Annotated in this window: 25 protein-coding genes and 1 other RNA gene; 13 read left to right on the plus strand and 13 right to left on the minus strand. The window is 73.7% G+C overall.

What is annotated here, in order from left to right:
• Positions 1 to 1163: iron uptake transporter deferrochelatase/peroxidase subunit (gene efeB, locus AB0F18_RS28745; RefSeq protein ID WP_362065841.1), on the plus strand; the 1163-nt coding region annotated here is incomplete at its 5' end.
• Positions 1164 to 1185: 22 nt separating this feature from the next.
• Positions 1186 to 2022 carry an iron uptake transporter permease EfeU gene (efeU, locus tag AB0F18_RS28750; protein WP_362065843.1) on the plus strand — a complete coding sequence of 279 codons (837 nt, stop codon included), beginning with the start codon at positions 1186 to 1188 and terminating at the stop codon, positions 2020 to 2022.
• An 83-nt stretch (positions 2023 to 2105) separates the two neighbouring features.
• Here efeU and AB0F18_RS28755 read toward each other — a convergent pair whose 3' ends face one another.
• Complete coding sequence (locus AB0F18_RS28755) at positions 2106 to 2867, minus strand: SDR family oxidoreductase (protein WP_362065845.1); 762 nt, start codon at positions 2865 to 2867, stop codon at positions 2106 to 2108.
• A gap of 108 nt (positions 2868 to 2975) precedes the next feature.
• On the opposite strand from AB0F18_RS28755, the gene AB0F18_RS28760 reads away from it, so the two are divergent.
• Positions 2976 to 4289: a multidrug effflux MFS transporter gene (locus AB0F18_RS28760; RefSeq protein ID WP_362065847.1), complete on the plus strand. Its 1314-nt coding sequence runs from the start codon at positions 2976 to 2978 to the stop codon at positions 4287 to 4289.
• Between the two features lie 9 nt (positions 4290 to 4298).
• Complete coding sequence (locus AB0F18_RS28765; RefSeq protein ID WP_362065849.1) at positions 4299 to 5312, plus strand: small ribosomal subunit Rsm22 family protein; 1014 nt, start codon at positions 4299 to 4301, stop codon at positions 5310 to 5312.
• Here AB0F18_RS28765 and ddaH read toward each other — a convergent pair.
• Entirely contained in the window at positions 5309 to 6118 is an 810-nt protein-coding gene (gene ddaH, locus AB0F18_RS28770) for a dimethylargininase (protein WP_362065851.1), read from the minus strand. The genes AB0F18_RS28765 and ddaH overlap by 4 nt on opposite strands.
• A 151-nt stretch (positions 6119 to 6269) precedes the next feature.
• Here ddaH and AB0F18_RS28775 point away from each other — a divergent pair, with 151 nt between their 5' ends.
• Positions 6270 to 6884 (plus strand): TetR/AcrR family transcriptional regulator, encoded by a 615-nt coding sequence (locus AB0F18_RS28775; RefSeq protein WP_362065853.1) that lies wholly within the window; start codon positions 6270 to 6272, stop codon positions 6882 to 6884.
• A gap of 179 nt (positions 6885 to 7063) precedes the next feature.
• Positions 7064 to 7813, plus strand: coding sequence for a bifunctional DNA primase/polymerase (locus AB0F18_RS28780; RefSeq protein WP_362065855.1), 750 nt, complete (start codon positions 7064 to 7066; stop codon positions 7811 to 7813).
• A 40-nt stretch (positions 7814 to 7853) separates the two neighbouring features.
• On the opposite strand, the gene yaaA is transcribed toward AB0F18_RS28780, so the two are convergent.
• Complete coding sequence (gene yaaA, locus AB0F18_RS28785) at positions 7854 to 8654, minus strand: peroxide stress protein YaaA (RefSeq protein WP_362065857.1); 801 nt, start codon at positions 8652 to 8654, stop codon at positions 7854 to 7856.
• A 264-nt stretch (positions 8655 to 8918) separates the two neighbouring features.
• Positions 8919 to 9875 carry an ArsR family transcriptional regulator gene (locus AB0F18_RS28790; RefSeq protein ID WP_362065859.1) on the minus strand — a complete coding sequence of 319 codons (957 nt, stop codon included), beginning with the start codon at positions 9873 to 9875 and terminating at the stop codon, positions 8919 to 8921.
• Positions 9876 to 10094: 219 nt separating this feature from the next.
• On the opposite strand from AB0F18_RS28790, the gene AB0F18_RS28795 reads away from it, so the two are divergent.
• From AB0F18_RS28795 to AB0F18_RS28805, 3 genes are all read left to right on the plus strand, one after another.
• Complete coding sequence (locus AB0F18_RS28795; protein ID WP_362065861.1) at positions 10095 to 11537, plus strand: RNB domain-containing ribonuclease; 1443 nt, start codon at positions 10095 to 10097, stop codon at positions 11535 to 11537.
• A gap of 78 nt (positions 11538 to 11615) precedes the next feature.
• An RNA gene (rnpB, locus tag AB0F18_RS28800) (RNase P RNA component class A) lies at positions 11616 to 12017 on the plus strand.
• 72 nt (positions 12018 to 12089) lie between these two features.
• Positions 12090 to 12290, plus strand: coding sequence for a hypothetical protein (locus AB0F18_RS28805; RefSeq protein WP_362065863.1), 201 nt, complete (start codon positions 12090 to 12092; stop codon positions 12288 to 12290).
• A 26-nt stretch (positions 12291 to 12316) separates the two neighbouring features.
• Here the strand turns inward: AB0F18_RS28805 and AB0F18_RS28810 are convergent, their stop codons facing one another.
• From AB0F18_RS28810 to AB0F18_RS28820, 3 genes are read right to left on the minus strand one after another with little or no spacing between them, the layout of a single operon-like run.
• Positions 12317 to 13822 carry a bifunctional RNase H/acid phosphatase gene (locus AB0F18_RS28810; protein ID WP_362065865.1) on the minus strand — a complete coding sequence of 502 codons (1506 nt, stop codon included), beginning with the start codon at positions 13820 to 13822 and terminating at the stop codon, positions 12317 to 12319.
• Entirely contained in the window at positions 13822 to 14565 is a 744-nt protein-coding gene (locus AB0F18_RS28815) for a C4-type zinc ribbon domain-containing protein (RefSeq protein ID WP_362065887.1), read from the minus strand. The genes AB0F18_RS28810 and AB0F18_RS28815 overlap by 1 nt, the downstream gene beginning before the upstream one ends.
• On the minus strand, positions 14562 to 15422 hold the full coding sequence (locus AB0F18_RS28820; RefSeq protein WP_362065867.1) for a Nif3-like dinuclear metal center hexameric protein: 861 nt from the start codon (positions 15420 to 15422) through the stop codon (positions 14562 to 14564). Before AB0F18_RS28820 ends, AB0F18_RS28815 begins: the two co-directional genes overlap by 4 nt.
• A gap of 258 nt (positions 15423 to 15680) precedes the next feature.
• On the opposite strand from AB0F18_RS28820, the gene AB0F18_RS28825 reads away from it, so the two are divergent.
• Both AB0F18_RS28825 and AB0F18_RS28830 read left to right on the plus strand, forming a co-directional pair.
• On the plus strand, positions 15681 to 16778 hold the full coding sequence (locus AB0F18_RS28825) for a hypothetical protein (protein WP_362065869.1): 1098 nt from the start codon (positions 15681 to 15683) through the stop codon (positions 16776 to 16778).
• A 32-nt stretch (positions 16779 to 16810) separates the two neighbouring features.
• The gene (locus AB0F18_RS28830) at positions 16811 to 17452 is read left to right on the plus strand and encodes an HAD-IA family hydrolase (protein ID WP_362065871.1); all 642 of its coding nucleotides are present in this window, start codon (positions 16811 to 16813) and stop codon (positions 17450 to 17452) included.
• Between the two features lie 44 nt (positions 17453 to 17496).
• Here AB0F18_RS28830 and AB0F18_RS28835 read toward each other — a convergent pair whose 3' ends face one another.
• From AB0F18_RS28835 to AB0F18_RS28845, 3 genes are read right to left on the minus strand one after another with little or no spacing between them, the layout of a single operon-like run.
• A complete protein-coding gene (locus AB0F18_RS28835) occupies positions 17497 to 18438 on the minus strand; it encodes a 3-oxoacyl-ACP reductase (protein WP_362065873.1) in 942 nt (313 codons plus the stop codon).
• Between the two features lie 14 nt (positions 18439 to 18452).
• Complete coding sequence (locus AB0F18_RS28840; RefSeq protein ID WP_362065875.1) at positions 18453 to 19529, minus strand: Zn-dependent alcohol dehydrogenase; 1077 nt, start codon at positions 19527 to 19529, stop codon at positions 18453 to 18455.
• Between the two features lie 30 nt (positions 19530 to 19559).
• Positions 19560 to 20414: a MaoC/PaaZ C-terminal domain-containing protein gene (locus AB0F18_RS28845; RefSeq protein WP_362065877.1), complete on the minus strand. Its 855-nt coding sequence runs from the start codon at positions 20412 to 20414 to the stop codon at positions 19560 to 19562.
• Positions 20415 to 20652: 238 nt separating this feature from the next.
• Here AB0F18_RS28845 and AB0F18_RS28850 point away from each other — a divergent pair, with 238 nt between their 5' ends.
• Entirely contained in the window at positions 20653 to 21012 is a 360-nt protein-coding gene (locus AB0F18_RS28850) for a DNA-binding response regulator (RefSeq protein WP_362065889.1), read from the plus strand.
• Between the two features lie 119 nt (positions 21013 to 21131).
• Here the strand turns inward: AB0F18_RS28850 and AB0F18_RS28855 are convergent, their stop codons facing one another.
• Positions 21132 to 22433: a cytochrome P450 gene (locus tag AB0F18_RS28855; protein WP_362065879.1), complete on the minus strand. Its 1302-nt coding sequence runs from the start codon at positions 22431 to 22433 to the stop codon at positions 21132 to 21134.
• Between the two features lie 193 nt (positions 22434 to 22626).
• Between AB0F18_RS28855 and AB0F18_RS28860 the strand changes: the two genes are divergently transcribed.
• Positions 22627 to 23745, plus strand: coding sequence for an amidohydrolase family protein (locus tag AB0F18_RS28860; RefSeq protein WP_362065881.1), 1119 nt, complete (start codon positions 22627 to 22629; stop codon positions 23743 to 23745).
• Positions 23746 to 23786: 41 nt separating this feature from the next.
• Here AB0F18_RS28860 and AB0F18_RS28865 read toward each other — a convergent pair whose 3' ends face one another.
• Both AB0F18_RS28865 and AB0F18_RS28870 read right to left on the minus strand, forming a co-directional pair.
• Positions 23787 to 24971 carry a lipid-transfer protein gene (locus AB0F18_RS28865; protein ID WP_362065883.1) on the minus strand — a complete coding sequence of 395 codons (1185 nt, stop codon included), beginning with the start codon at positions 24969 to 24971 and terminating at the stop codon, positions 23787 to 23789.
• Positions 24972 to 24983: 12 nt separating this feature from the next.
• The coding region (locus AB0F18_RS28870; protein WP_362065885.1) for an acyl-CoA dehydrogenase family protein at positions 24984 to 26079 on the minus strand (1096 nt) is incomplete at its 5' end.

Here is a 26079-nt window from a genome sequence, read left to right on the forward strand (position 1 = left end):
CCGCGGCCGGCGGCGCCGTCGCCGCCTTCAACGGCGGCCCGGACATCGCACCGGCGGCCTCCGCCGGCGCGGCCGTGCCCTTCCACGGCGAGCACCAGTCCGGTATCGCCAGCGCCGTCCAGGACCGGCTGCACTTCGCGGCCTTCGACGTGAAGACGAAGGACCGCGAGGAGCTCGTCAAGCTCCTCAAGGAGTGGACGGCCGCGGCCCGGCTGATGACGGCCGGCCTGCCGGTCGGTGACGTGTACGAGGGCGTGCCCGAGGCCCCGCCGACCGACACCGGCGAGGCGCTGGGCCTCAAGCCCTCCCGCCTGACCCTGACCATCGGCTTCGGCCCGGGCCTGTTCGCCAAGGACCGCTTCGGCCTGGACGGCAAGCGCCCCGAGGCCCTCGTGGACCTGGAGGCCTTCCCCGGCGACAACCTGGACCAGGCCCGCTCCGGCGGCGACCTGTGCGTCCAGGCCTGCGCCGACGACCCGCAGGTCGCGGTGCACGCCATCCGCCAGCTGGCCCGCATCGGCTTCGGCAAGGTCGCGGTGCGCTGGTCGCAGCTCGGCTTCGGCAAGACCTCCTCGACCACGCCCGACGAGCAGACCCCGCGCAACATGATGGGCTTCAAGGACGGCACCCGGAACATCTCGGGCACCGACACCGCCGCCCTGGACAAGCACGTGTGGGTCGGCGCCGGCGACGGCAGCGACTGGATGACCGGCGGCTCGTACCTGGTCGCCCGGCGCATCCGGATGCACATCGAGACCTGGGACCGCACCTCCCTGCAGGAGCAGGAGGACATCTTCGGCCGCGACAAGGGCGAGGGCGCGCCGGTCGGCAAGTCCAAGGAGCGCGACGAGCCGTTCCTGAAGGCGATGAAGCCGGACTCGCACGTGCGCCTCGCGCACCCGGACAGCAACAACGGCGCGACGATCCTGCGCCGCGGCTACTCCTTCACCGACGGCACGGACGGCCTGGGCCGGCTCGACGCGGGCCTGTTCTTCCTCGCCTACCAGCGCGACGTCCGCAAGGGCTTCGTCGCGATCCAGCGCCAGCTGTCGAAGAACGACGCGCTGAACGAGTACATCCAGCACGTGGGCTCGGCCGTCTTCGCCGTCCCGCCGGGCGTCCGCGACAAGGACGACTGGTGGGGCCGGACGCTGTTCGCGTAGTCCCCTCCGGAGAGGAAACGCCGTGTTCGGCAACTATCTGATCGGCCTGCGCGAGGGGCTCGAAGCGAGCCTGGTCGTCTGCATCCTGGTCGCCTACCTGGTGAAGACCGGGAACCGGGCTGCGCTGCGTCCGGTGTGGCTGGGCATCGCCATCGCCTGCTCGCTCTCGCTGGCGTTCGGCGCACTGCTCACCTTCGGCACGCAGGAGCTGACGTTCGAGGCACAGGAGCTGCTCGGCGGCAGCCTGTCGATCATCTCGGTCGGCCTGGTGACGTGGATGGTCTTCTGGATGAAGAAGACCGCCCGGCACCTGAAGAGCGAGCTGCAGGGGAAGCTGGACGCGGCGCTCGCGATGGGCACCGGCGCGCTGGTCGCCACCGCCTTCCTGGCGGTGGGCCGCGAGGGCCTGGAGACGGCGCTGTTCGTGTGGGCGTCCGTACGGGCCAGCGGTGAGGGCTCCTCCGCGCCGCTGATCGGGGTCCTGCTGGGCATCGCGACCGCCATCGTCCTGGGCTGGCTGTTCTACCGGGGCGCGCTGAAGATCAACCTGTCGAAGTTCTTCACGTGGACGGGCGGGATGCTGGTGATCGTCGCGGCGGGCGTCCTCGCGTACGGGGTCCACGACCTCCAGGAGGCGGGCTTCCTGGGCGGCCTGCAGAACAAGGCGTTCGACATCAGCTCGGCGGTCCCGCAGGACAGCTGGTACGGGGTCCTGCTGAAGGGCGTCTTCAACTTCCAGCCGGACCCGACGGTGGCGCAGCTGGTCGTCTGGACCCTGTACCTGGCGGCGGTCCTGACCCTGTTCCTCCTCCCGGCGCGGGTACGCGGCGCGGCCGGGACCCCGGCCGCGGTGAAGTAGCCCGGCCCCCCATGACACGGCGCCCGGTTCGCTCCCCCCTCCGCGGGGACGAACCGGGCGCCGTTCCTCGTGCGCCGGGGGTGTCAGCCGCGGCCGATGTAGGGCATGGCGGTGGCCATCACCGTGGCGAACTGGACGTTCGCCTCCAGCGGGAGTTCCGCCATGTGCAGGACCGTGCGGGCGACGTCCGCCGCGTCCATCACGGGTTCCACCGCCAGCTGCCCGTTCGCCTGGAGGATGCCCGTCTGCATGCGCGCCGTCATGTCCGTGGCCGCGTTGCCGATGTCGATCTGGCCGCAGGCGATCCGGTAGGGCCGGCCGTCCAGCGACAGCGACTTCGTCAGGCCCGTCATGGCGTGCTTGGTCGCCGTGTAGGCGATCGAGTGGGGGCGCGGGACGTGGGCCGAGATGGAGCCGTTGTTGATGATGCGGCCGCCCTGCGGGTCCTGTTCCTTCATCACCCGGAAGGCCCCCTGCGCGCAGAGGAAGGAGCCGGTGAGGTTGACGTCGACGACCTGGCGCCAGTCCTCGTACGCGATGTCCTCCAGCGGTACCCCGGCCGGGCCGAAGGTGCCGGCGTTGTTGAAGAGGAGGTCGAGGCGTCCGTAGCGGGCCCGGACCGTCTCGAACAGCGCGGTCACGTCCCCCGGGTCGCTCACGTCGGCCCGGACCGGGAGGACGTCCGCGCCCTCGCCCGCCGCGGCGGCGGTCTCCTCCAGGGGCTGGGTCCGGCGCCCGGCCGCGGCCACCGACCAGCCGGCCCCGGCCAGGGCCAGGGCCACGGAGCGGCCGATGCCGGAGCCGGCCCCGGTCACTACAGCGATCTTGTTCCCACGTGCGCTCATGGGGCCGCAGAGTACGTCACAGCGGACATCCGGCCCGGAACGTTCCGACAGCTGAGAGCATGGGTCGGTCAGGGGTGCATAAAGCAGATCAAAAGACTGGAGTTCCGTATGCCGGAGAGAGGCCCCTCGGCGGCCCCCTCGCACGAGCCGTCCCCCGCGACCGCCTCCCCCGCCGCCCCCCTGACGGCGGCACGCCGTACCGGTCTGCTGGTCACCTTCGTCCTCGGCGGCCTCACGGCCCTCGCGCCGCTCTCCATGGACATGTACCTGCCGGCCCTGCCGGAGGTGACCTCGGCCCTGGGCAGCCCGGCCGCCACCATCCAGCTCACCCTCACCTCCTGCCTCGCCGGCATGGCGCTGGGCCAGCTGGTCGTCGGCCCCATGAGCGACAGGTGGGGACGCCGCCGGCCCCTGCTGGCCGGCATGGCCGTCTACGTCCTCGCCACCGCGATCTGCGCCCTCGCCCCCTCCGCCGAGCTGCTGATCGGCTTCCGGCTGCTCCAGGGCCTGGCCGGCTCCGCGGGCATCGTCATCGCCCGGGCCGTCGTCCGCGACCTGTACGACGGGGTCGAGATGGCCCGGTTCTTCTCCACCCTGATGCTGATATCGGGGGCCGCCCCGATCATCGCGCCGCTCATCGGCGGCCAGGTGCTCCGGTTCGCGGACTGGCGCGGGGTCTTCGTCGTCCTCACCGCCGTCGGCCTCGCGCTGACCCTGATGGTCTGGCGCGGCCTCGCCGAGACGCTGCCGCCCGGGCGGCGCCAGACCGGCGGCGTCGGCACCGCCCTGCGGACCATGCGGGGGCTGCTCGCCGACCGGGTCTTCGCCGGGTACACGCTGGCCGGCGGGTTCGCCTTCGCAGTGCTCTTCTCGTACATCTCCGCCTCGCCCTTCGTCGTGCAGGAGATCTACGGGGCCTCCCCGCAGACCTTCAGCCTGCTGTTCGGCCTCAACTCCGTCGGCCTGATCGCCACCGGGCAGGTCAACGGCAAGCTGCTGGTCGGCCGGGTCAGCCTGGACAAGGTCCTGGCCTGCGGGATCGCCGTGATCACCACCGCCTCCGTGGCCCTGCTGCTGATGTCCTCCGGAGCCTTCGGGAAGGTCGGGCTGGTCCCCGTCGCCGCCGCGCTGTTCGTGCTGATGTCGGCGATGGGCCTGGTCCTGCCCAACACCAACGCCCAGGCCCTGATGCGCACCCCGCACGCCGCCGGATCGGCGTCCGCGCTGCTCGGCACCTCCTCCTACCTGGTCGGAGCCGTGGCCTCGCCGCTGGTGGGGATCGCGGGCGAGCAGACGGCCGTGCCCATGGCCCTGGTCCAGCTGAGCTGCTCGCTGCTGGCGGCCGGCTGCTTCCTCACGATGTGCCGACCCTGGCGGGAGCGCGAGCCCATGGCCGTACCGGCCGACCGGGCCGCGCCGTAAACTTCGCTGGTGAACGCCACCGCCCCCACCACCGCCGAAACCCTCCGCAGCGCCCTCGGCGGGCTGCTCGACGGACTCCCGCCGAAGCAGGCCGCGGCCGCCGTCGAGCGGCTCATCGCCAACTACCGGGGCACCACCCCCACCGACGCCCCCGTGCTGCGCGACCGCTCCGACGTCGCGGCGTACGCGGCGTACCGGATGCCGGCCACCTTCGAGGCCGTGCGCTCCGCGCTGGACGGGCTGGCGGAGGCCGCGCCGGAGTGGGTACCGGCCTCGCACGTGGACGTGGGCGGCGGGACGGGAGCCGCGACCTGGGCGGTGGACGCCACCTGGGACGGGCCCCGCGCGACCACCGTGCTGGACTGGGCGGAGCCGGCCCTCGCCCTCGGCAGGGAGCTGGCCGCCCGCTCCTCCTCGGACGCCCTGCGCACCGCCGACTGGCGCCGGGCCGTCATCGGGACCGGGATCAGCCTCCCTGACGCGGACCTGGTCACCGTCTCGTACGTGCTGGGCGAACTGACCCCGCAGGCCCGCCAGGCTGTCGTCGCGGAGGCGGCCCGCGCCGGGCAGGCCGTCGTCCTGATCGAGCCGGGCACGCCCGAGGGCTACCTGCGCATCCGCGAGGCCCGCGACCAGCTGATCGCCGCCGGACTGGAGGTGGCCGCGCCCTGCCCGCACGACGGGACCTGCCCGATCGAGGTCGGCCAGGACTGGTGCCACTTCTCGGCCCGGGTCAGCCGCTCCTCCCTGCACCGGAAGGTCAAGGGCGGCTCCCTCCCGTACGAGGACGAGAAGTTCAGCTACGTCGCCGCCACCCGCTTCCCCGCGACGCCCGTCCCCTCCCGGATCACGCGCAGGCCGCAGATCCGGAAGGGCCTCGTCCTGCTGGACCTGTGCGGTCCGCAGGAGTCGGGGCTGGGCCGGGCCACCGTCACCAAGCGCCACGGCGACCTCTACAAGGCCGCCCGCGACGCCGAGTGGGGCGAGCAGTGGCCCCCCGCCGACCCGGAGGGGGACCTCTAGGGCCGCAGCTCCTGGGTGCAGCACTTCACGCTGCCGCCGCCCTTGAGCAGCTCGCCCAGGTCCATCGGGACCGGTTCGAACCCTCGCGCGCGCAGCGGCGCCAGCAGTCCGGTCGCGCCCTGCGGGAGCAGGACGTGCCGGCCGTCCGAGACCGAGTTCAGGCCGAAGGCCGCCGCGTCCGGGGAGTCGACGAGCAGGGCGTCCGGGAAGAGCCGGCGCAGGACGGCCTGGCTGCCCGGGGAGAAGGCCGGCGGGTGGTACATGATCTCGTCGCCGTCGAGCACGCACAGCGCCGTGTCCAGGTGGTAGTAGCGCGGGTCCACCAGGTCGAGGCCGATGACGGGGCGGCCGAAGAACTCCTGCGCCTCGTCGTGCGAGAGCGGGCTGGAGCGGAAGCCCCGGCCCGCCAGGATCCAGCTGGCGGTGACGGCGAAGTCCCCCTCGCCCTCGTTGACGTGCGAGGGCTCGTGGATGTCGGTGAAGCCGTGGGCCCGGAACCAGTCGAGGTGGATCTCCGCCTCGGCGGTGCGTTCCGGGTAGGCGAAGCGGGCGCCGAGGACCCGGCCGTCGACGACGAGGGCGCCGTTCGCGGCGAAGACCATGTCGGGCAGGCCCGGGTCCGGCTCCAGGGTCTCGACGGTATGGCCGAGGGAGAGGTAGCGGTCCCTCAGGTCCTCCCACTGGGCGAGTGCGAGGGGCAGGTCCACCGGTTTCGTGGGGTCCATCCACGGGTTGATGGAGTACGTGACCTTGAAGTGTGCGGGCGCACACATCAGGTAGCGCCGGGGTGTGGCGTCTCTGCGCAAAGAAGGCTCCTCACGACTGCGGACTCACGGTACGGGTGTGTACGGAGAGAATCGTCTCTCCTCAGGGTGCGGGCGCGCAGTGAACCGATCGGGTGGTTTACCACAACGGATGTGAGACGAGACGTCTCGCCGGAGTTGGTACGTTGGCCCGATGAGCAAGTCCCCCGACTCCAGCCGCCGCAGCGAGCGCTCCCGGCGCGCCATCCTCGACTCCGCCCTCGCCCTCGTCGGCGAGATCGGCTACAACAAGCTGACCATCGAGGCCATCGCGGCCCGCGCGGGGGTGGGCAAGCAGACCATCTACCGCTGGTGGCCCTCGAAGGCGGCCGTCCTGCTGGACGCCTCGCTGGCGCTGGCCGGGGGGGCCTGGACGGACACGGGGTGGTCCGGGTTCCCCGATACGGGTGACCTGGCGGCCGACCTGAAGTCCGTCCTGCGGGCCACCGTGGACCAGTTCGCCGACCCCCGCTACGAGGCCCCCACGCGCGCCCTGACCGCGGCCGGGGCGACCGACCCCGACCTGGCGGCGCGCTTCAACGAGCAGCTGCTGGAGCCCCAGCTCGCCCTGTACGAGGCCCGGTTGCGGGCGGGTCAGGAGGCCGGCCAGCTCGCGGCGGACGCCGATGTCCGGCTGGTGACGGAGATGCTGGTGGGGCCGCTGACGCACCGGTGGCTGCTGCGGACGGCACCGCTGTCGCACGCCTTCACGGACGCGCTGGTGGATTCCGTGCTGGGCGGCGTGGGCGGCGCGGGCGGCGTGGCATAAGTCACCGTCCGATAGCCGGACACCCCGCGACCTCGGCAAGACCGAGAACATATGGCCGGATTGTGCGTTTTTGGCGGGAAGTAGGCGCGGGGTGGGGAATGGGGGGTGCGGTCACCCGGCCCCCGGGATGGTGGGACCATGGAATGGTCTGCCGGGGCAACGGTGAGGTGAGGGGATAGATGGGGTCTGAGTCCGGCCGCGTCAAACGCGGCGAGCAGAGCAGGATTTCCCAGTGGCTGCGCCGCCGCTCGAAAGCCGCTCCCGAGGACCCCGGCAGGGAACGCGAAGCGCTCCTCCTGGCCGTCGCCGCCGCCGGACTCCCGGTCGCCCCGGCCGCCCATCCCGCCGGCTACCGCTGTTCGTGCGACCGCATCGGCTGTCCCACGCCCGCCCGGCACCCGGTCTCCTTCGCCTGGCAGACCCAGTCGACCACCGACCGCGCCCAGATCGAGCGCTGGGCCCGCAACCAGCCCCAGGCCAACTTCATCACCGCGACCGGCATGGTCCACGACGTCCTGGACGTCCCCCTCGAAGCCGGCCGCAGCGCGCTGGAGCGGCTGCTCGCCGCCGGCGTCGAGGTCGGCCCGGTCGCCGAGTCGGGGGGTACGGGCGACCAGGCCCGGATGCTCTTCTTCACGGCCACCCGGGGTACGCCCGAGGACGAGGACGAGTGGTGGCCGTGTGAGCTGGACTGCCATCCCGAGACGATGGACGAACACCCCGGCCTGCGCTGGCACTGCCGCGGCAGCTACGTCCTGCTCCCCCCGGCCGCCCTCCCCGGCGACTTCTCCGTGACCTGGGTGCGCGACGTCCGCCACCCGCTCCCGGACCCCCTGACCCTCCTGGAAACCCTCACGGACGCGTGCGCCCAGTACGCCGGCGCGGCAGACCAGGCCCCGTCGACGGTCGCCTGGCCCCTGGGCCGGTAGCCGCTCCCGCCCCGTACGGGCGCGAAGCGCACGTACGGGGTCAGTGGATCTGGGTGACCACCACGTCCAGGGGCCAGGCCCGACCCGCCTTCGCCGGGGCCTCGCCCTCGACCGTGTAGCCCAGGTCCCGCAGCGCGGCCACCAGCTCCGAGGGCCCCGTCGGCTCGGCGCCGGCCAGCAGCAGGTCCCGTACCAGGCGCCCCTTCGTGGCCTTGTTGAAGTGGCTCACCACCGACCGCTTCTCCACCCCGTCCACGATCTGCGAGTGCAGCACCCGCACCGTGGCCGTGCGCCCCGCCGTCTCCCCCTTCGGCTTCCACGCCGACGCGTACGCCGACGACCGCAGGTCCAGCACCAGCCCGTCCCCCGCCGCCTCCGGCATCACCTCCGCCATCGGCGTGCGCCAGTACGCGCCCAGCGCGCCCAGCGCCGGCAGCTTCACGCCCATCGAGCACCGGTACGACGGGATCCGGTCCGTCACCCGCACCGCACCCCACAGCCCCGAGAACACCAGCAGCGTCCGCTCGGACAGCGCCCGCGCCGGGGCGGGAAGGTCCGCCAGGCCCAGGGCGTCGTAGAGGACCCCGGTGTAGATCTCCCCCGCCGGGAGGGCCGGCGCCGACCGCAGCGCGGCGTTCTTCGCGACCTCGCCGCGCAGCCCCTCGCTGAGCCCCAGCACCTCACGCGCCTTGAGCTCGTCCGCCGCACACAGCTCGACCAGCTCCTCCAGCACGGCCGCCCGCGCCCCGGCCAGCCCGGGCAGCGACAGCGACGCGGGGTCGAGCGGTGCGCCGGAGCCGCCGGCGGCCTTTCCCTCGGAGGGCGGCAGCAGCACGAGCACGGTGGTTCTCCTATCGATGGCACGACGCGGGGGGTGCGGCCCCCGGTCAGCCAGGGTAGACGGCCCGCCGTCGGCCGGTCACGGGCGAACGGCCACGGCCGCGCCCGGGCCGGTGGGGCCGGGGGCGGACCGTGGCCGCCTGTGGGGGGTCGTGGTGGGCGGTGCCGCCCTGCCCTGCGTGCCGTGGTGCTGGACCGACTGTCCGCCGCGGCGCCCCGCACCGTCCAGGTGTTTCGAGGAGGTTCGAAAGACCTGGACGCGGCCTCATCCGCGCAGTAGCAGGGAGCCCAGCGAGGTCACCGTGTGCAGGACCGAGTTGCGGTGCCGGGTCGAGCTGATCAGGCCCGCCGCGCGCAGGACCGAGGTGTGGTGGCTGACCGAGGCCTGCGACATGCCCACCAGCCGGGCGAGTTCCGAGGTGCTGAGGGAGCCCTCCGAGGTGTGGTGCAGGATCTCCGTGCGGGTGCGCCCGATCAAGGGCACGAGCTTCCTTCCGGCGGACTCCTCCGGGGAGACGGTGCGCCGTGCCGGATAGGTGAGCACCGGCGGGAGTTCCGGGTCGAGGAGCGACACCGGGGTGCGGGTGCGGAACAGGGTGGGGACGAGGAGCAGGCCGCGCCCGTTGAGGTGCAGCTCCTGGTCCACCGGGTACTGGACTTCGAGCACCGGCGGCTTCCACCGCATCCCCGGCCCCAGTCCCGACAGGACGCCCTCGATCCCGGATTCGGCCGCCGCCTTCGCCTGCGCCGCGTACTCCGCCCGGACCGTCGTCCGCATCGTCTGTTCCAGGGGCGCCACCGCCGCCGCGTAGTAGCCGCGCAGGGCCCCGGCGAGGCTCCGCAGCGCGTCGGGGCGGCCCGCGGCGAGGTCCTCCGTCCAGGACGGGAGGGTGCCGCCGCCGGCGAGGACGGCCAGGTCGCCGCGCAGGTGGCGGGCCGGGGTGGCGGTGAGGGCGTCGAGGCCGTGCTCGATGTCCGGGGAGCCGTCGGAGGGGGTGAGGAAGTCGGGGAAGTAGCCGCGCGGGCGCACCAGCGGCAGCAGGGTCCTCAGGTTGTCGGCCTGCCGGGCCCGGACCGCGCGGCTCCAGACCTCGGTCGCCGGGTGGCCGGTGCGGTGCTGGAGCATGCGCAGGCTCAGTACCGTCTCCCACAGCGGGTCCGGCCTGCCGGCCACGCTCGTGCGCAGCAGGTCGGCTCCCGTGAAGTGAATCCGCAACAGCATGTCCCGCCCCGTGGATGAGTTCCGATCGACTCCGATGAGTCAGGGTGATCCGTCCACCACATTGCGCCCCGGCCCGGCTCCTCGTTCCAGGAGGTTTCACGTCGTCGTGGGCGGCCGTTTCCGCGCCGTGTTCCGCTCACCGGACCGCGGCGCGGAAATCCGGACACCCGCACGCGCGGCCGCCGAGAAGAACGCCCGGGCAGGACATACGCTCGGTCCATGCCACGCCGTCACATGCACATGGCCGGTGCGGACGGTGCCGCCCTCGGCGCCGCGCTGCGTGAGCTGCGGACGCGACTGGGTGTGCCCGACGCCTTCCCGGCGGAGGTGCTCGCCGAGGCCGAGCGGGCAGCCGCCGCTCCCCGGCTGCCCGCCGAGGACGCCACGGACATCCCCTTCTTCACCATCGACCCGCCGGCCTCCGTGGACCTCGACCAGGCCATGCACCTGGCGGAGCGGGCGGGCGGCGGCTACCGCGTCCACTACGCCATCGCCGACGTCGCCGCCTTCGTCACCCCCGGGGGCGCCCTCGACGCGGAGGCCCACCGCAGGGTCACCACCCTCTACTTCCCCGACGGCCGGGTCCCCCTGCACCCGCCGGTGCTCTCTGAGGGAGCGGCCAGCCTGCTGCCGGACCGGCCGCGTCCGGCGCTGCTGTGGCGGCTCGACCTGGACGCCGAGGGCCGGGTCGTCACCACCGACGTCCACCGGGCCCTGGTCCGCAGCCGGGCCAAACTCGACTACGACGGCGTGCAGAAGGCCATCGACACGGGCACCGCCGAGCCCGCCCTGGCCCTGCTGAAGGTCATCGGGACCCTGCGCGAGGCCCTGGAGACCGAGCGCGGCGGGATCTCCCTGAACGTGCCCGAGCAGGAGGTCGTCGAACGGGACGGCTCGTACGGCCTGGCCTACCGGGCGCCGCTCCCGGCCGACGGCTGGAACGCCCAGATCTCCCTGATGACGGGCATGGTCGCCGCCGACCTGATGCTGGCCTCCGGTACCGGGATCCTGCGCACCCTGCCGGCCGCCCCCGACGGTGCGGTGGGCCGGCTGCGGCGGGCCGCGAAGGCCCTGCGGATCGACTGGCCGCACCACGTGCCGTACGCCCGGCTGGTGCGCTCCCTGGACCCGCGGATCCCGGCGCACGCCGCGTTCCTCCAGGAGTGCACGGCCCTGCTGCGCGGCGCCGGGTACACGGTGTTCACCGGCGGCGAGCGGCCCGACCCCGCCGTGCACGCGGCGGTCGCGGCGCCGTACGCGCACTGCACGGCCCCGCTGCGCAGGCTCGTCGACCGCTTCACCGGCGAGCTGTGCGTGGCGGCGGTGGCGGGGGCCGAACCGCCCTCGTGGGCGCTGGAGGCCCTGGCGGTGCTGCCGGCGGAGATGCAGGAGGGCGCCCGGCTGGCCAACTCCGTGGAGCGGGAGTGCGTGGACCTGGTCGAGGCGGCCCTGCTCAAGGACCGCGTCGGGGACACCTTCGACGCCACGGTCATCGACGTGGAGGAACGGGAGCCACGGACCGGGACGGTCCACCTGGAGGATCCGGCGGTGGTCGGCCGGATCAAGTCCCCGTCGGCGGACCTCCCGCTCGGCGAACGCATCCGCGTCCGCCTGACCCAGGCCAACCCGGGCACGGCCAAGATCCTCTTCGCCCCGGCCTGAGCCGTGGCGGTTGGCCTCGCGCAGGGCGGTCAAGGTCAAGCCGCCGCCGGCAGCCGGTAGCATGGTCGGCACGACAGACGAGTCGGCCGGGCGGCCGCGTCGGGGTCTTCGGATCCCGCCGAGGAACGTCCGGGCTCCACAGGGCAGGGTGGTGGGTAACGCCCACCCGGGGTGACCCGCGGGACAGTGCCACAGAAAACAGACCGCCGGGGGCTTCGGTCCCCGGTAAGGGTGAAACGGTGGTGTAAGAGACCACCAGCGCCTGAGGTGACTCAGGCGGCTAGGTAAACCCCACCCGGAGCAAGGTCAAGAGGATCCGTCCCCGGACGGGTCTGCGCGAACGTTCGAGGGCTGCCCGCCCGAGTTCGCGGGTAGACCGCACGAGGCCGGCGGCAACGCCGGTCCTAGATGGATGGCCGTCTCCCCGGCGACCGCGAGGTCTCCGGGCGACAGAACCCGGCGTACAGGCCGGCTCGTCCTGCCGAACGCCCCGGACCGGGATTCCCGGTCCGGGGCGTTGTGCATCCCGGACTTGGAAAGGGTGGGGAGCGGATGACGCTCGTACTGGGTCTGCTGCTGGTGCTGGCGGTCGGCGGGGCCGTGTGCGTGGTGTGGGCGGACCGCGGCGGGCCGGGGTGGGTGCGCGTCGTCGCGCGGGTCACGCTGGGCCTGGGCTCGGCGGTACGCGCGGCCGGCCGGAACCGGCGGCGGGGCCTGAACCGCGGCGGCGGCGACGCGGACGGCGGGGACTGACCGCCTCCCCGCCGCCGCGTCGGCGGTCAGCGCAAGTGCGAGGTGTCGTTGAGCAGCCGGACCGAGGCGTTGCCGTCGGCGTAGTAGGCCACCGCCGAGAGGGAGGCCGCGGAGAGCTCCATCTTGAACAGGGACTCCGGTGGGGCGCCCAGCGCGAGGCGGACCAGCGTCTTGACCGGGGTCACGTGCGTGACCAGCAGCACCGTGCGGCCCGCGTACGCGGACAGCAGCCGGTCCCGGGTGGCCGAGACCCGGCGGGTGACGGCGGCGAAGCTCTCGCCGCCGCCCGTGGGGGCGGCCTTCGGGGAGTCCAGCCAGGCCTGGAGGTCGTCGGGGAAGCGCTCCCGCACCTCGGCGAAGGTCAGGCCCTCCCAGGCGCCGAAGTCGGTCTCGCGCAGGCCCTCTTCGACGACGACGGGCAGCCCGAGGCGGTCGGCCACGGCCTGGGCGGTCTCCCGGCAGCGGCGCAGCGGCGAGCTGACGACGGCCTGCACGGTCCCCCGCACGGCCAGCGCCTCGGCCACGGCGGTGGCCTGCCGGCGCCCGGCCGGGGACAGCTCGGGGTCGGTGCCCCCGCTCCCGGAGAACCGCTTCTGCGGGGTCAGGGCGGTCTCCCCGTGCCGCAGCAGCACGAAGGTGGCGGGCGTCCCCATGTCGGGCCCGCCCCACCCCGTTCCTCCGGCGGCGGACCGGGTCTGGCCGACTACGGCCGGGGCGGCCTCCGGGGCGAGGGTCCCGGCGTGGCCGGTCACCGGAGCCGGGCCGGAGCCCGGGGCGGGTGCGCCGGCCGGGGCCGTCGTGCGGGCCTCGGCTCCCCCGAACAGCGTGTCCGCTTCCGAGGCGGCCGCGCCACCGGCGGAGCGGACGTCGGCGGCTTCGCCGAAGAGCGTCCCCGCTCCGGCGGCCGCGCTACGGGCCGCGCGCACGTCGGCGGCGGTACCGGAGGCGATCGCGCCGGACGCGGCCACGGCCCCGGCGGACGCGGCCTCGCGAGCTCCCGCCGCGGCGGCGGAGCCGCCTGCGGCCAGGGCGGCGCGGACCGCGGCCGCGCCCTTCGCGGCGTCACCCGGGGGTCCGGACGGGGCGAGGTCCGCCGTGGAGGTGGCGGGTTCCCACTGTTTGCCGTGGCGGCCCGCGTCCATCGCCTCGTTGGCGAGACGGTCCGCGTGCTTGTTGCGCTCGCGCGGGATCCACTCGTACGTGACCTGCCCGCGCGGCAGGATCGTCGCCGCCTCCGCCGCGAGCGGCTTCATGTCGGGGTGCTTGATCTTCCAGCGGCCCGACATCTGCTCCACGACGAGCTTGGAGTCCATCCGGACCCGTACCACCGCGTCCGGGGCCAGCTCGCGGGCGGCTTTCAGGCCCGCGATCAGGCCCTTGTACTCGGCGACGTTGTTCGTCGCGACGCCGATGAACTCGGCGCGCTCGGCCAGGGTCTCGCCCGTGACCGGGTCCAGGACGACCGCGCCGTAGCCGGCGGGACCCGGGTTGCCCCGGGAGCCGCCGTCGGCCTCCACGACGAAACGCGGCATCAGATGCCCGAGTCCGCCGTACGGACCAGGATGCGGCCGCAGTTGTCGTGACGCACGATCTGGTCGCGGGCGGCGGCCTTGATCTCGTTGACCTCGGCCATGTCGAGCTCCAGGCGGCAGCCCTCGCAGCGGCGCTGGTACAGGCGCGCGGCGCCGACCCCGCCCTGCTTGACGCGGATCTTCTCGTACAGGGCCATCAGGTCGGCCGGCATGGAGCCGACGATGACCTCGCGGTCCTTGGCGATCTTCGCGGCCTCGGCGTCGAGCTCACCGGTGGCGGCGTCGCGGCGCGCGGTGGCGTCGGTCAGCTTGGACTCCAGCGCGGCGACGCGCTCGGTGATCTCCGTGACGCGCTCCTGCGCGCCCTCCAGGCGCTCCATGACCTCCAGGACCACGTCCTCCAGGTCGGCCTGCCGCTTGGCGAGCGAGGCGACCTCGCTCTGGAGGTTCGCCAGGTCCCTGGCGGAGATGCCCGCGCCCGACTCCAGGCGCTGCTGGTCCCGGGCCGCGCGCTGGCGCACCTGGTCGACGTCCTGCTCCGCCTTGGTCTGCTCACGGGCGGCGTCGCTGGCCTGCGTCTGGGCGGCGACGAGCAGGTCGCGCTGCTGGCTGAGGTCCTTGGTCAGGGAGTCGACCTCGGCGTGCTCGGGCAGCGAGTTGCGCTTGTGGTCGAGCTGCGACAGCCGGATGTCCAGGGCCTGGATGTCGAGGAGTCGGATCTGGTCGGCGGGCTCGGCGTTCAGTTGGGGGCTCCAGAGGAACTAGAAGGGGTGGTTCCGGACGGCGCGTGCGCCGTCCACGGGTCGGTGACCGTGCGCGAGACGTGGGTCCGCAGACCCCAGCCGTGGCGCTCGGAGACGGCGTCGAGCTCGGCCGCGGCCTGCTCGCACCAGGGCCATTCGGTGGCCCAGTGGGCGGCGTCGACGAGGGCGAGCGGGCTCTGCTCGCGGGCCTCGGACACCGGGTGGTGGCGCAGGTCTGCGGTGAGGAAGGCGTCCACGCCGGCGGCGCGGACCTGCGCGAAGAGGCTGTCGCCGGAGCCGCCGCTGACGGCGACGGTGCGGATCAGCGCGTCGGGGTCGCCGGCGGCGCGGATGCCCTGGGCGGTGCGCGGGAGCCGGGCGGCGGCGCGGGCGGTGAACTCGCGCAGGGTCTCGGGGCGGTCCAGCTCGCAGATCCGGCCCAGGCCGCGGCGGCCGGACGGGTCGGTGGGGTCGGGCACCAGGGGGCCGGTGACGCGCAGGTCGAGGGCGCCGGCGAGGGCGTCGGAGACCCCGGGGTCGGCGGTGTCGGCGTTGGTGTGGGCGACGTGCAGCGCGATGTCGTTCTTGATCAGCGTGTGCACGACGCGGCCCTTGAAGGTGCCCGCCTCGACGGTGGTGGTGCCCCGCAGGTAGAGGGGGTGGTGGGTGACGACGAGGTCGGCGCCGAGCTTGACCGCCTCGTCGACGATCTCCTGTACGGGGTCCACGGCGAACAGCACCCGGGTGACCTCGGCGTCGGGGTCGCCGCAGACGGTGCCGACGGCGTCCCACTGCTCGGCCCGCGAGGGCGGCCAGAGAGCGTCCAGCGCGGCGATGACTTCAGAGAGAGAGGGCACGGGCCAAGGCTACCGTCCGTGGCGACCGCCGAGCCTGTCCCCCGGAGGCGGCTCGGGACGCCCTCCCCTGGCCCGGCCGTCGCACGGTGAGGCAAGGCTTACCACCTCTGACCCCAAACGCCCCGATATCAACAGCACAATCGCCCCCTCCGCCACCGGAGAACTGCGGGGGCACCACCCGTACGTGTGAAGCGTGCGGGGTCGTGGTGTCCGGCCCGAAGTGTGAAACCTAGTTTCCTCCCCGGAGGTGACGGCCGGATGACTGTCTGTGCCACCGAGATGACCACGACCGCCCCCCTCGCGGTCACCGCCGACGGGGCGTACGCCGCGCGGCTGGCCGGGGAGGGCGAGGCCCGCTATCCGGAGCGCTGGACGCTGGGCGGGCCGGAGCCGTACGCGGTCCCGCTGCCGCTCTCGCAGCCGGAGGAGGCCGACAGCGAGGTGCTGCCGCTGGCCGACGGGCGGGTGCTGATCCACCGCCGGGTCGCCGGCCGGCACGCGTTCGCCCTGCTGTACCCCTCCGGCACCTGGACGGGCCCCCGCTCGCCCGGCGCCGACGCCGGCCCCTGCACCGGGCAGCTCCAGCTCGGCGGGGTCGACGCCGAGGAGGGCCTGCGGGTCCGGCTGCTGCCGCCGTCCCCCGACGGGGCCGCCGCCTACGCCCTGGCGGTCGGGCACGGGGAGACCACCGTCTGGCAGGTCGCCGGGCACGGCTCCGACGGGCCGAGGCGGGCCGCCGTCCTCCCGGGCCGCTGCTCCGGCGGGGTCTGGCTGGACCGCTCGGGCCGGCTGCTGTCCCTGGACCGCGAGCAGGACGGGCGCGTCAAGGCCGTCGCCGTGGACCTGGCCCGGGGCGGGGTGGTCACCCCGCTCCTCCAGATCGCCGAGGACAGCGACGACCGGCTGCTGATGGCCGCCCCGGACAGCGGGCTGCTGCTGATCCGCTCGGACGCCCCGGGCGAGCCCCGGCTCGGCTGGGGGGTGCTGGGCAGCGCCCGCCCGGTCCGCTTCCCGGAGTGCCTGCGGCTGGACGACGCCCACCCCTTCGCGGTGCAGCCGGGCCAGGTCCTGATGCCGGAGACCTGCGGGGTGGCCCTGCGCGTGGGCGGGTCGGGCCTGGCCCTGTGGCGGCCGGCCGACCGGTACGTGTTCCGGCTCGGCGCTCCGGCGGGCTGGCTCGGCACCGGCCTGTGGACCCCGGAGGGCCGGCTGCGGCTCCCGTACGCCACCCCGGAGGTCCCCTGCGGCATCGTGAGCCTGAGCCAGCCGGCGGCCCCGCCGCCCCCCGTACACCTGGACCCGCCCCCGAAGCCGCCCACCCGCCCGGTACCGCTCCAGCAGGCCCCGCTGGGCTGATCCCGTACGAACTCCCGTGATAGGGAAGGGGCATGACGAACCCTGACGCCCCGGATGCGGCCCGGCCCTTCGACGCGGTCCTGTGCGACCTCGACGACGTCATCCGCTTCTACGACTCCACCCGGCTGGCCGCCCTGGAACGCGCGGCCGGCCTGCCGGAGGGAACGACGGCGGCGGTGGCCTTCCACCCGGAGCGCTGCGGGCCGCTGGTGCTCGGGCAGATCACCAAGGACCAGTGGGTGGAGGCCGTCGCCGACCGGCTCGGCGACGACGTCCCGCTCCCCGGGGACCGGGCACGGGAACTGGCGACGGCCCTGGCCCGGTCGCCTTTCACGGCCGACGCGACGGTGGTCTCCGTCCTGCGCGGGGCGCGCACGGCCGGGCTCTCGCTGGTGCTGGTGACCAACGCCGCCCTGGGTCTGGAGGAGGACCTGGCGGCGATGGGGCTGGCGGACCTCGCGGACCACGTGGTCAGCAGCGCCCTGGAGGGGGTGGCCAAGCCCGACCCCGAGATCTACGCCATCGCCGCCGGGCGGGCGGGCGCCGCCCCGGAGCGCTGCCTGTTCGTGGACGACCGGCTGGAGAACGTGGAGGCGGCCGTCGCGCTCGGTATGACCGGGGTCCACTACCGCGGCCCCGCCGACCTGCACGGCCCGCTGGCCTTCCTGCGCTGAGGCGGGCCGGCGGCCGGTGACCGCGGGGCGGGCCCGGCCGGGGGCTAATCGTGCTTGAGGCCCAGGACCTCGGCCGCCGCGAAGGTCTCGTTCGCCGGGCGGGAGGCGTAGTGCGGGCTGAGGAGGGAGTCGAGCTCCTCGAAGGAGAAGACCTCCTTCGCCGTGTCGAACTTCGCCGCCACCCGGGGGCGTTCCATCACCACGACGATCCCGCCGTGCACCACGAACAGCTGGCCGTTCGCCTTCGCCGAGGCCGGCGAGGCGAGGTAGCCGACCAGCGGGGCGACGTGCTCGGGGGCGAGCGGGTCGAGCCGGCCCTCCTCCGGGACCTGGAAGCCCGCGAAGACGTCCTCGGTCATCCGGGTGCGGGCCCGCGGACAGATGGCGTTGGCCGTCACCCCGTACTTGGCCAGGGCCAGGGCGGTCGAGGTGGTCAGGCCCACGATGCCGCCCTTGGCCGCCGCGTAGTTGGGCTGGCCCGCCGAACCGCCGAGGAAGGCCTCGGAGGAGGTGTTGACGATCCGCCCGTACACCGGGCCGCCCGCCGCCTTGGAGCGCTCCCGCCAGTGCGCGGAGGCGAAGTGGGTGGTGTTGAAGTGGCCCTTGAGGTGGACGCGGATCACCGAGTCCCACTCGTCCTCCGACATGGAGAAGACCATCCGGTCGCGCAGGATCCCCGCGTTGTTGACCAGGACGTCCAGCTTCCCGAAGCTGGAGACGGCCAGGTCGACCAGCTCCCGCGCCTGCGCGAAGTCGGCCACGTCCCCGAGGTGCGCCACCGCCTGCCCGCCCGCCGCGCGGATCTCGGCGGCGACCTCCTCCGCCGGTGCGGCCGAGGCCTCCCCGGAGCCGTCGCGGCCGCTCTGGCCGAAGTCGTTGACGACCACGCTCGCGCCGAGCCGGGCCAGTTCGAGCGCCTCGGCCCGGCCGAGCCCGCGGCCGGCGCCGGTGACGATGGCGCTGAGCCCCTCAAGTGGGAGTGACATGTGCCGGATTCCTCTCAGATCTCTATGCAGGTGCGCAGGGCCGTGCCCGTGCGCATCTGGTCGAGGGCGTCGTTGATCTCGGCGAGCTGCACCCGGTGGGTGATCAGGCCCGCCAGGTCGATCCGGCCGGCCCGCCACAGGGCGATGGTGCGCGCGTAGGAGCGGAGCACGTCGCCGCCCCCGTACATCGAGGGCAGGATCTTCTTCTCGTCGAAGAACAGCGAGAACATGTCGATCTGGAAGTTGTCGTCGAGGGCTCCCGCCCCGACGATCACCACCGAGCCGCCGCGCCGGGTCATCTGGTAGGCGGTGCGGGCGGTGACGGACTTGCCGACGACCTCGAAGACGTAGTCGAAGCCCTCCCCGGAGGTGATCCGGGCCTTGGCGTCGTCGAAGGCGTCCGGGGCCACGGCCTCCGTCGCGCCGAAGCGCAGGGCCGCCTCGCGCCGGGACTCGACGGGGTCGACGGCGATGATCTGCGCCGCGCCCTGCACCTTGGCGCCCTGGATGACGGAGATGCCGACGCCGCCGCAGCCGATGACGGCGACCGAGGAACCCGCCTCCACCTTGGCGGTGTTGATGGCCGCGCCGAGTCCGGTGGTGACGCCGCAGCCGATGAGCGCCGCGATGTCGAAGGGGACGTCGTCGGGGATCGGGACGGCGCAGTTGGCGGCGACGACGATCTCCTCGGCGAAGGTGCCGGTCGCGGCGAAGCCGAAGATCTCCCCGCCGGCCCGGCGGAAGTTGGGGATGCCCGCGTTGACCAGGCTCTCCAGGCACAGGTGCCCCTGGCCGCGCTTGCAGGCGGCGCAGTGCCCGCACGGCGGCAGCCAGCAGACGAGGACCCGGTCGCCCTCCTTGTGGCCGGTGACCCCCTCGCCGACGCCGGTGATCACCCCGGAGCCCTCGTGGCCGGGGATGAAGGGGGCGGGCTGCGGCAGTACGCCGCTCATCGCGGAGAGGTCGGAGTGGCACAGGCCGGTGGCCTTGATGCGGATCCTCACCTTGCCGGGGCCCAGGCCCACGGCTTCCATGTCGTCGACGACCTCTAGCTTGTCCTGGCCTATCTCGCTCAGCAGTGCTGCGCGCACGGTGCGGCTCCTTAGGGGGTGTGCCTGTGGTTACGCGTGCTCGACGACGGTGTCGGCGAGGACCGGGGCGTCGTCGCGTTCGGCGGCGGTCACCGAGACCAGGACGCGGCCGGGTTCCTGCCACATCCGGATGCGCAGGGTCTCCCCGGGGAAGACGATCCCGGCGAAGCGGGTGCGGTAGGCGCGGACGCGGGAGACGTCCCCGCCGAGGACGGTGTCGACGACGGCCTTGAGGGTCATCCCGTACGAGCACAGGCCGTGCAGGATCGGCTTGTCGAAGCCGGCCAGTTTGGCGAACTCGGGGTCGGCGTGCAGCGGGTTCCAGTCCCCGGACAGCCGGTAGAGGAGGGCCTGCTCCTCACGGATGTGCCGCTCCTCGGTCCGGTCGGGGGCCCGGTCGGGCTGTTCGCCGCGGACGGAGGGCCCGCGCTCGCCGCCGAAGCCGCCCTCGCCGCGGACGAAGATCTGCGCGTCGCTGGTCCACAGCGGCCCGTCGGCGTCCGCGACCTCGGAGCGCAGCACGATGACGGCCGCCTTGCCCTTGTCGTAGACGGCGGCGACCTTGGAGCTGGAGGTTGCCCGCCCCTCGACGGGGATCGGGCGGTGCAGCTCGATGGAGTGCCCGCCGTGCAGGACGTTCGCCAGGTTGACCTCGATGCCGGGGGCGGCGAGGCCGCCGAGCATGGCCATGCCGGCGCCCGCGACGGTCGCGAAGCTGGGCAGCACGTGGAGCTTGGACTCCAGGGTGTAGCGGAGTTCGTCGGGGTCGGTCGCGGGGAGGCCCGCTCCGAGGCCGAGGTGGTAGAGCTGGACGTCCTTGTGGTCCCAGCCGATCTCCCCCTGGCGGGGGTCGGCGGCGAGGGCCCTGGCGGCATCGATCGGCATCCGGATGCTGCTCCTTCTGCTCTGTGGAAGACCTCGGTGCGGCCGTCCGCACCGTCGACCGCACCGAGGTCGTACGCGGGGCCGTTCTAGAACGCGTTCTAGCGTCGGCTGAGGGAATGTATAACGCACGCCCCAGCAGTTGGGAAGAGTGCTGACTCCTCGTCAGACATGGTCGTGGCGGTGCGTGTTGCGGGTCCGTCGGCCGGTCCGCGGCCGGTAGCCTGCGGCGGTGGACGAGATGCCCGTGGCCCATCGGCCCGCCCGCTCCCTGCGCGTACTGCTGGACCCGCCGAACCCGCCCCTCGCGGTCCGCCTCGGCCTCCAGCCTGACATCGAGGTGGTGGCCTCGCCGGCGCAGCGGCCGGCGGTGGCGCTGGTCGAGGAGCTCGCCTCGGTGGCGGCCCTGCTGGCCGAGGACCCGGAGTGCCGCGTCCTGGTGGCCACCGGTTCGGCGCACCCGGGGCTGCGGGAGGCGGCCCTGGAGGCGGGCGCGGCGGGGCTGGTGCTGCGGGACGGGCCGGTCGAGGAGCTGGCGGAGTACCTGCGGCGGGCCTCGTCGGGCGAGACGGTGGTGGACCCGGCACTGGCCGGGCCCTGAGGCCTGCGCCGACGGGCGCGGGCGGGCCCTTGCGCCGACGGGCGCGGGCGGGCCCGTACGCGTGCGGGAGCCCTCCGCCGGTCAGCGGCGGAGGGCTCCCCTCGGGGCTCGGGCCCCGGTCAGTTCCCCGCGGTCCAGTCGTCGACCGTCCGCGAGGGGTCCAGGGCCACGGGCAGCTTCTCCAGCCCGCGGAAGGCCGGGAAGGGCCCCTTGAGCCAGTCGCCCTCCGCGGGCGTCGGCATGGCCAGGACCATGTCGGGGAAGCGGTCGAGCAGCGCCGTCAGGCAGATCTCCAGCTCCAGCCGGGCCAGCGGGGCGCCCAGGCAGTAGTGGGCGCCGTAACCGAAGCCGAGGTGGCTGCTCTGCAGGCCTTCGCGGGTGAAGTCCAGGGTGTCCGGCTCGGGGAACTTCTCCGGGTCGCGGTTCGCGGAGGAAAGGGCGATCTGCACGACCGCGCCCTTCGGGATGACCGTCCCGCCGATTTCCACGTCCTCCAGCGCGTACCGGAAGGTGGAGGTTTCCACCGAACCCTCGAAACGCTGCATTTCCTCGATCGCCTGCGGCAGCAGTTCCCGGTTCTCCTGGACGGCGCGCAGCTGGTCGGGGTGGGTGAGCAGGCTGAAGACGCAATTGCCGATCTGGAGGGTGGTCGTCTTGTGCCCGGCGAAGAGCAGGACCCAGATCATCGACACGAGTTCGTCGTCGGTCAGCGGTTCGTCCTCGTGCGGCGTTTCCACCAGCATGCTCAGGAAGTCGTCGGTGGGCTGCGTCCGGGTGCGGTGGATGTGCCGGGCGAAGTAGTCCCGCAGCCAGATCTCGGCCTCCTCCAGGTCGCCCTTGAGGTCCTTGCTGAACCGCGAGCGGGTCACGACGGCGAACCACTTGAGGACCTCGGTCCGCTCCTCGCCGACGATGCCGAGCAGCTCACAGATGACCATGACGGGCAGCGGCAGGGCGAAGGCCTGCATCAGGTCGACGGGCCGGTCCGTCGGGCAGCGGTCGAGCAGCCCGTGCGCCAGCTCCTCGATGTGGGGGCGCAGCGCGTGGATGTGGCGCGGGGTGAAGGCGGTCTTGGCGATGTGGCGCAGCCGGGTGTGGCGGGGCGGGTCGGCGAACAGGAGGTTGTCGTCGAGCGCCTCGCACAGGTCCCCGAAGAGGGCGTGGTAGAGGTCGATGCCCTCGTGCATGTCCTTGCCGATGCGGGGGTCGGCAAGGATGGCGTGGGCGTCGTCGTAGCGGGTGATCAGGTACGTGTCCACGCCGTGGCCGGGGGTGAGCCGGGCGATCGGGGCCTGTTCGCGCAGGGTGCGGTAGACGGGGTAGGGGCACTGCCGGTATTCCGGGGTGCTCTTCGTCGCGGCCGCCACCGCTTCGTGCAGCGCGAGGCCGTCACCTACCGCGGCAGTCGGTTCAGTCGTCACGCGCCCAGACCTTTCGGGTATCCCGGAATTGACAGTCGGCTCCTTTCCCGTGCCGTATCGAGGGCGAAACCCGATTGACCCGTTCGGAGCCGAAACCGCCCCCTGCGGAATGTCCGGGAGGCGGTTTCCCGTGACCGTTCCTAGGGTGTGCGGAGGTTTTAGGGATCAGGGCCGACGAGAGGGAAATGCGCACATGCCGGAATACGGTGCGGGCGGCCTGGCCGTCGGCGGAGCGGCACGTCCGGACGCGGCGGCCGGGGAGCAGGACGACGGCAGCCGGGCGGTGATCGACGTCCACCACCACTTCTGCGCCCCGGCCTGGCGCCGGTGGGCCGAGGGGCAGGGGCTGGTGGGCCCGCGGTCGCTGCCGCCGTGGGCGGGCTGGGAAGCGGAGGGCGCGCTGGCGCTGATGGACCGGGCCGGGATCGCGGTGGCCGTGCTGAAGCCGATGCTGCCCGCGCGCTACGAGAGCCCCGCGCAGCTGCGGGAGGCGGTCGCCGTCACGCTGGAGGCGGCGGCGGAGGTGGTGGAGGCGCACCCGGGGCGGTTCGCGTTCCACGCGCCCCTGTTCCTCGACGAGGAGGAGGTCTCCTCCTGGACCCTGCGGCGCGGCCTGGACGAGCTGGGGGCGGTGGGGGTGAACGTGACGGCCAACTACCGCGGGGTCTACCTCGGGGACCCCGCCTACGACCGCGTCTTCGCCGAACTCGACGAACGCGCGGCGATCGTGGACACCCACCCCCACAACCTCCCGGACGGCCCGGCCGGCGGCCACCCCACGGTCTCGCCGCACGGCCCGGGCGGGAACGCGCCCGCGGGTGCGGGCGGAGGGCCCGGCGGAGGGCCCGGGGGGCCCGCTGCCGTGCCCGGGCTGCCGAACTTCCTGTGCGACTTCCTGCTCGACACCACCCGGGCCGCCGCCAACATGATCCGTACCCGGACCCTCGACCGCTTCCCGAACCTGTCGGTGATCCTGCCGCACGGCGGCGGGTTCCTCCCGCAGATCGCGACCCGGATGGAGGCCTTCGCGGGCGCCTTCGACCCGCCCGTGGAGCCCGCGGCGGTACGGGACCACATGCACCGCTTCTACTACGACACCGCCGGCCCGCTCTCCCCGGCCGGCACCCTGCTGGCCACCGTGGACCCCGCCCGGATCCTGTTCGGCAGCGACTGGCCGGCCTGCCCGGCCGGGGTGGTCGCGGACCTGGCCGTGCCCGCGCTGGCCGCCGACCCGGCGCTCACCGTGCGGCAGCGCCGGGGCATCAACCGGGAGAACGCGCTCCGCCTGATGCCGGGCCTGGTCCGCGCCTGACGCCCCGGCCGGCCGCTCGCGGGGCCGCGGGCCCGGGTCCGTCAGCGACGCAGCAGTGTCACCACCGCCGCCCCGCCCAGCCCGATGTTGTGGGCCAGGCCCACCCGGGCGGCGGGGACCTGCCGTGCCCCGGCCTCGCCGCGCAGCTGCCACACCAGCTCCGCCGCCTGCGCGAGCCCCGTCGCCCCCAGCGGGTGGCCCTTGGAGATCAGCCCGCCCGAGGGGTTGACCACCCAGCGGCCGCCGTACGTCGTGGCGCCGCTCTCGACGAGTTTGCCGGAGGCCCCGTCCGCGCACATGCCCAGCGCCTCGTACGTCAGCAGCTCGTTCACCGAGAAGCAGTCGTGCAGCTCGACCACGTCGACGTCCTCGATGCCGAGCCCGGAGTCCTCGTACACCCGGCGGGCGGCGGCAGCCGTCATCGGTTTGCCGACCACGTCGATGCACGAGCCGCCGAAGCTCTCCGCGGTGTCCGTGGTCATGGCCTGGGCGACGATCTCGACGGCCTTGTCGTGCAGCCCGTGCGCCACGACGAACCGCTCCGAGACGACGAGCGCGGCGGCCGCCCCGTCGGAGGTGGGCGAGCACTGGAGTTTGGTCAGCGGGTCGTGGATGGTCTTGGCGGCGAGGACCTCCTCCACCGTGTACACGTCCTGGAACTGCGCGTTCGGGTTGTTCGCGGAGTGCCGGTGGTTCTTCGCGCCGACCGCCGCGAGCTGCGCGGGCGTGGTCCCGTACCGCTCCATGTGCTCGCGGGCCGCGTTCCCGAAGATCTGCGCGGTGGGCGGGGACATCTCGAAGCCGTGCGCGGCGGCCATGATCCCGTAGTGCCGGGCGACCGGGGACGTCGCGAAGTCGCCTCCGTCGGCCCCTCCCCCCAGGGCGCCGCGCTTCATCTTCTCGAAGCCGAGCGCCAGCACGCAGTCGCTGATGCCGCCCTGAACGAACTGGCGGGCCATCATCAGCGCCGTCGAGCCGGTCGCGCAGTTGTTGTTGACGTTGTAGACGGGGACCCCGGTCAGGCCCAGTTCGTACGCCGCCCGCTGCCCGGCGGTGGAGGGCTGGAAGCAGTAGCCCACGGGCACCTGCTCCACGAGCCCGTAGTCCACGCCGGCGTCCGCGAGCGCCGCACCGCCGGCCTCCCGCACCATGTCCCAGTACTGCCAGTCCCGCGACTCCGGCTTCTCGAACTTCGTCATGCCGACGCCCACGATGTACGACTTCATCTGTGCTGACTCCTACTCCCTGGGGAGGCCGAGGATCCGCTCGGCGACGACGTTGAGCTGGACCTGTGTGGTGCCCCCGGCGATGGTCAGGCAGCGCGACATCAGCATCCCGTGCACCGCCCTCTCGCCCGCCCCCTCCCGCACCGCGCCCGCCGGGCCCAGCAGTTCGAGCGCCAGCTCGGCGGTCCGCTGCTGGTGGGGGGTCTGCACCAGCTTGCGTACGGAGGCGCCCGCGCCCGGTTCCAGCCCGGACACCTGCTGGAGGGTGGTGCGCAGCCCGATGCAGGCGAGCGCGTGGGCCTCGGCGGCGAGCGCGCCGATCCGGGCCCCGTACGAGGCGTCGAGGCCGGCGGAGGCGGCGATCAGGGCCTCCAGGCTGGGGGTACCTCCCGGGCCGCCAGGCCCGGGGGGAGTGTCGAAGGTCATCTGGTCGGCCATGTGGACGCGTTCGTTGCCGAGGGTGTTGCGGGCGGCCTTCCAGCCGCCGTCCGCCTCGCCGACCAGGGCGCCGGCCGGCAGCAGGGCGTCTTCGAACCAGACCTCGTTGAAGAGGGAGTCCCCGGTGATCTCCCTGAGGGGGCGGATCTCGATCCCGGGGGTGTTCTTCATGTCGACCACGAAGTAACCGAGCCCCCGGTGCTTGGGCGCCTGCGGGTCGGTCCGGGCGAGCAGGATCCCGAAGTCGGCGGTGTGCGCGGAACTCGTCCACACCTTCTGTCCGTTGATCCTCCAGGAGCCGTCCTCGGTCCGCTCGGCCCTGGTGCGCAGGGAGGCCAGGTCGGAGCCCGCGCCCGGCTCGGAGAAGAGCTGGCACCAGGTGGTGTCCCCGCGCAGGGTGGGCAGGACGTGGGCCTCGCGCTGCTCCTCGCTGCCGTAGGCGATCAGGGAGGGCACGATCCAGGTGGCGATCCCGAGGTCGGCGACCTTGACGCCGGCCTCCTTCAGCTCCTGCTGGATCACGATCTGCTCGGCGGGGCCGGCGCCGCGCCCGTACGGCGGCGGGAGGTAGGGGGCCGCGTACCCGGTGGGGGCGAGCACCCGGCGGGCGGCGGCCGGGTCGAGGCCGCGCGCGGCCGCGAGGGCGGCGCGGGCGCCCGCCCGGTGCGCC

The organism is Streptomyces sp. NPDC029216 (assembly GCF_040648015.1).
GTDB lineage: Bacteria > Actinomycetota > Actinomycetes > Streptomycetales > Streptomycetaceae > Streptomyces.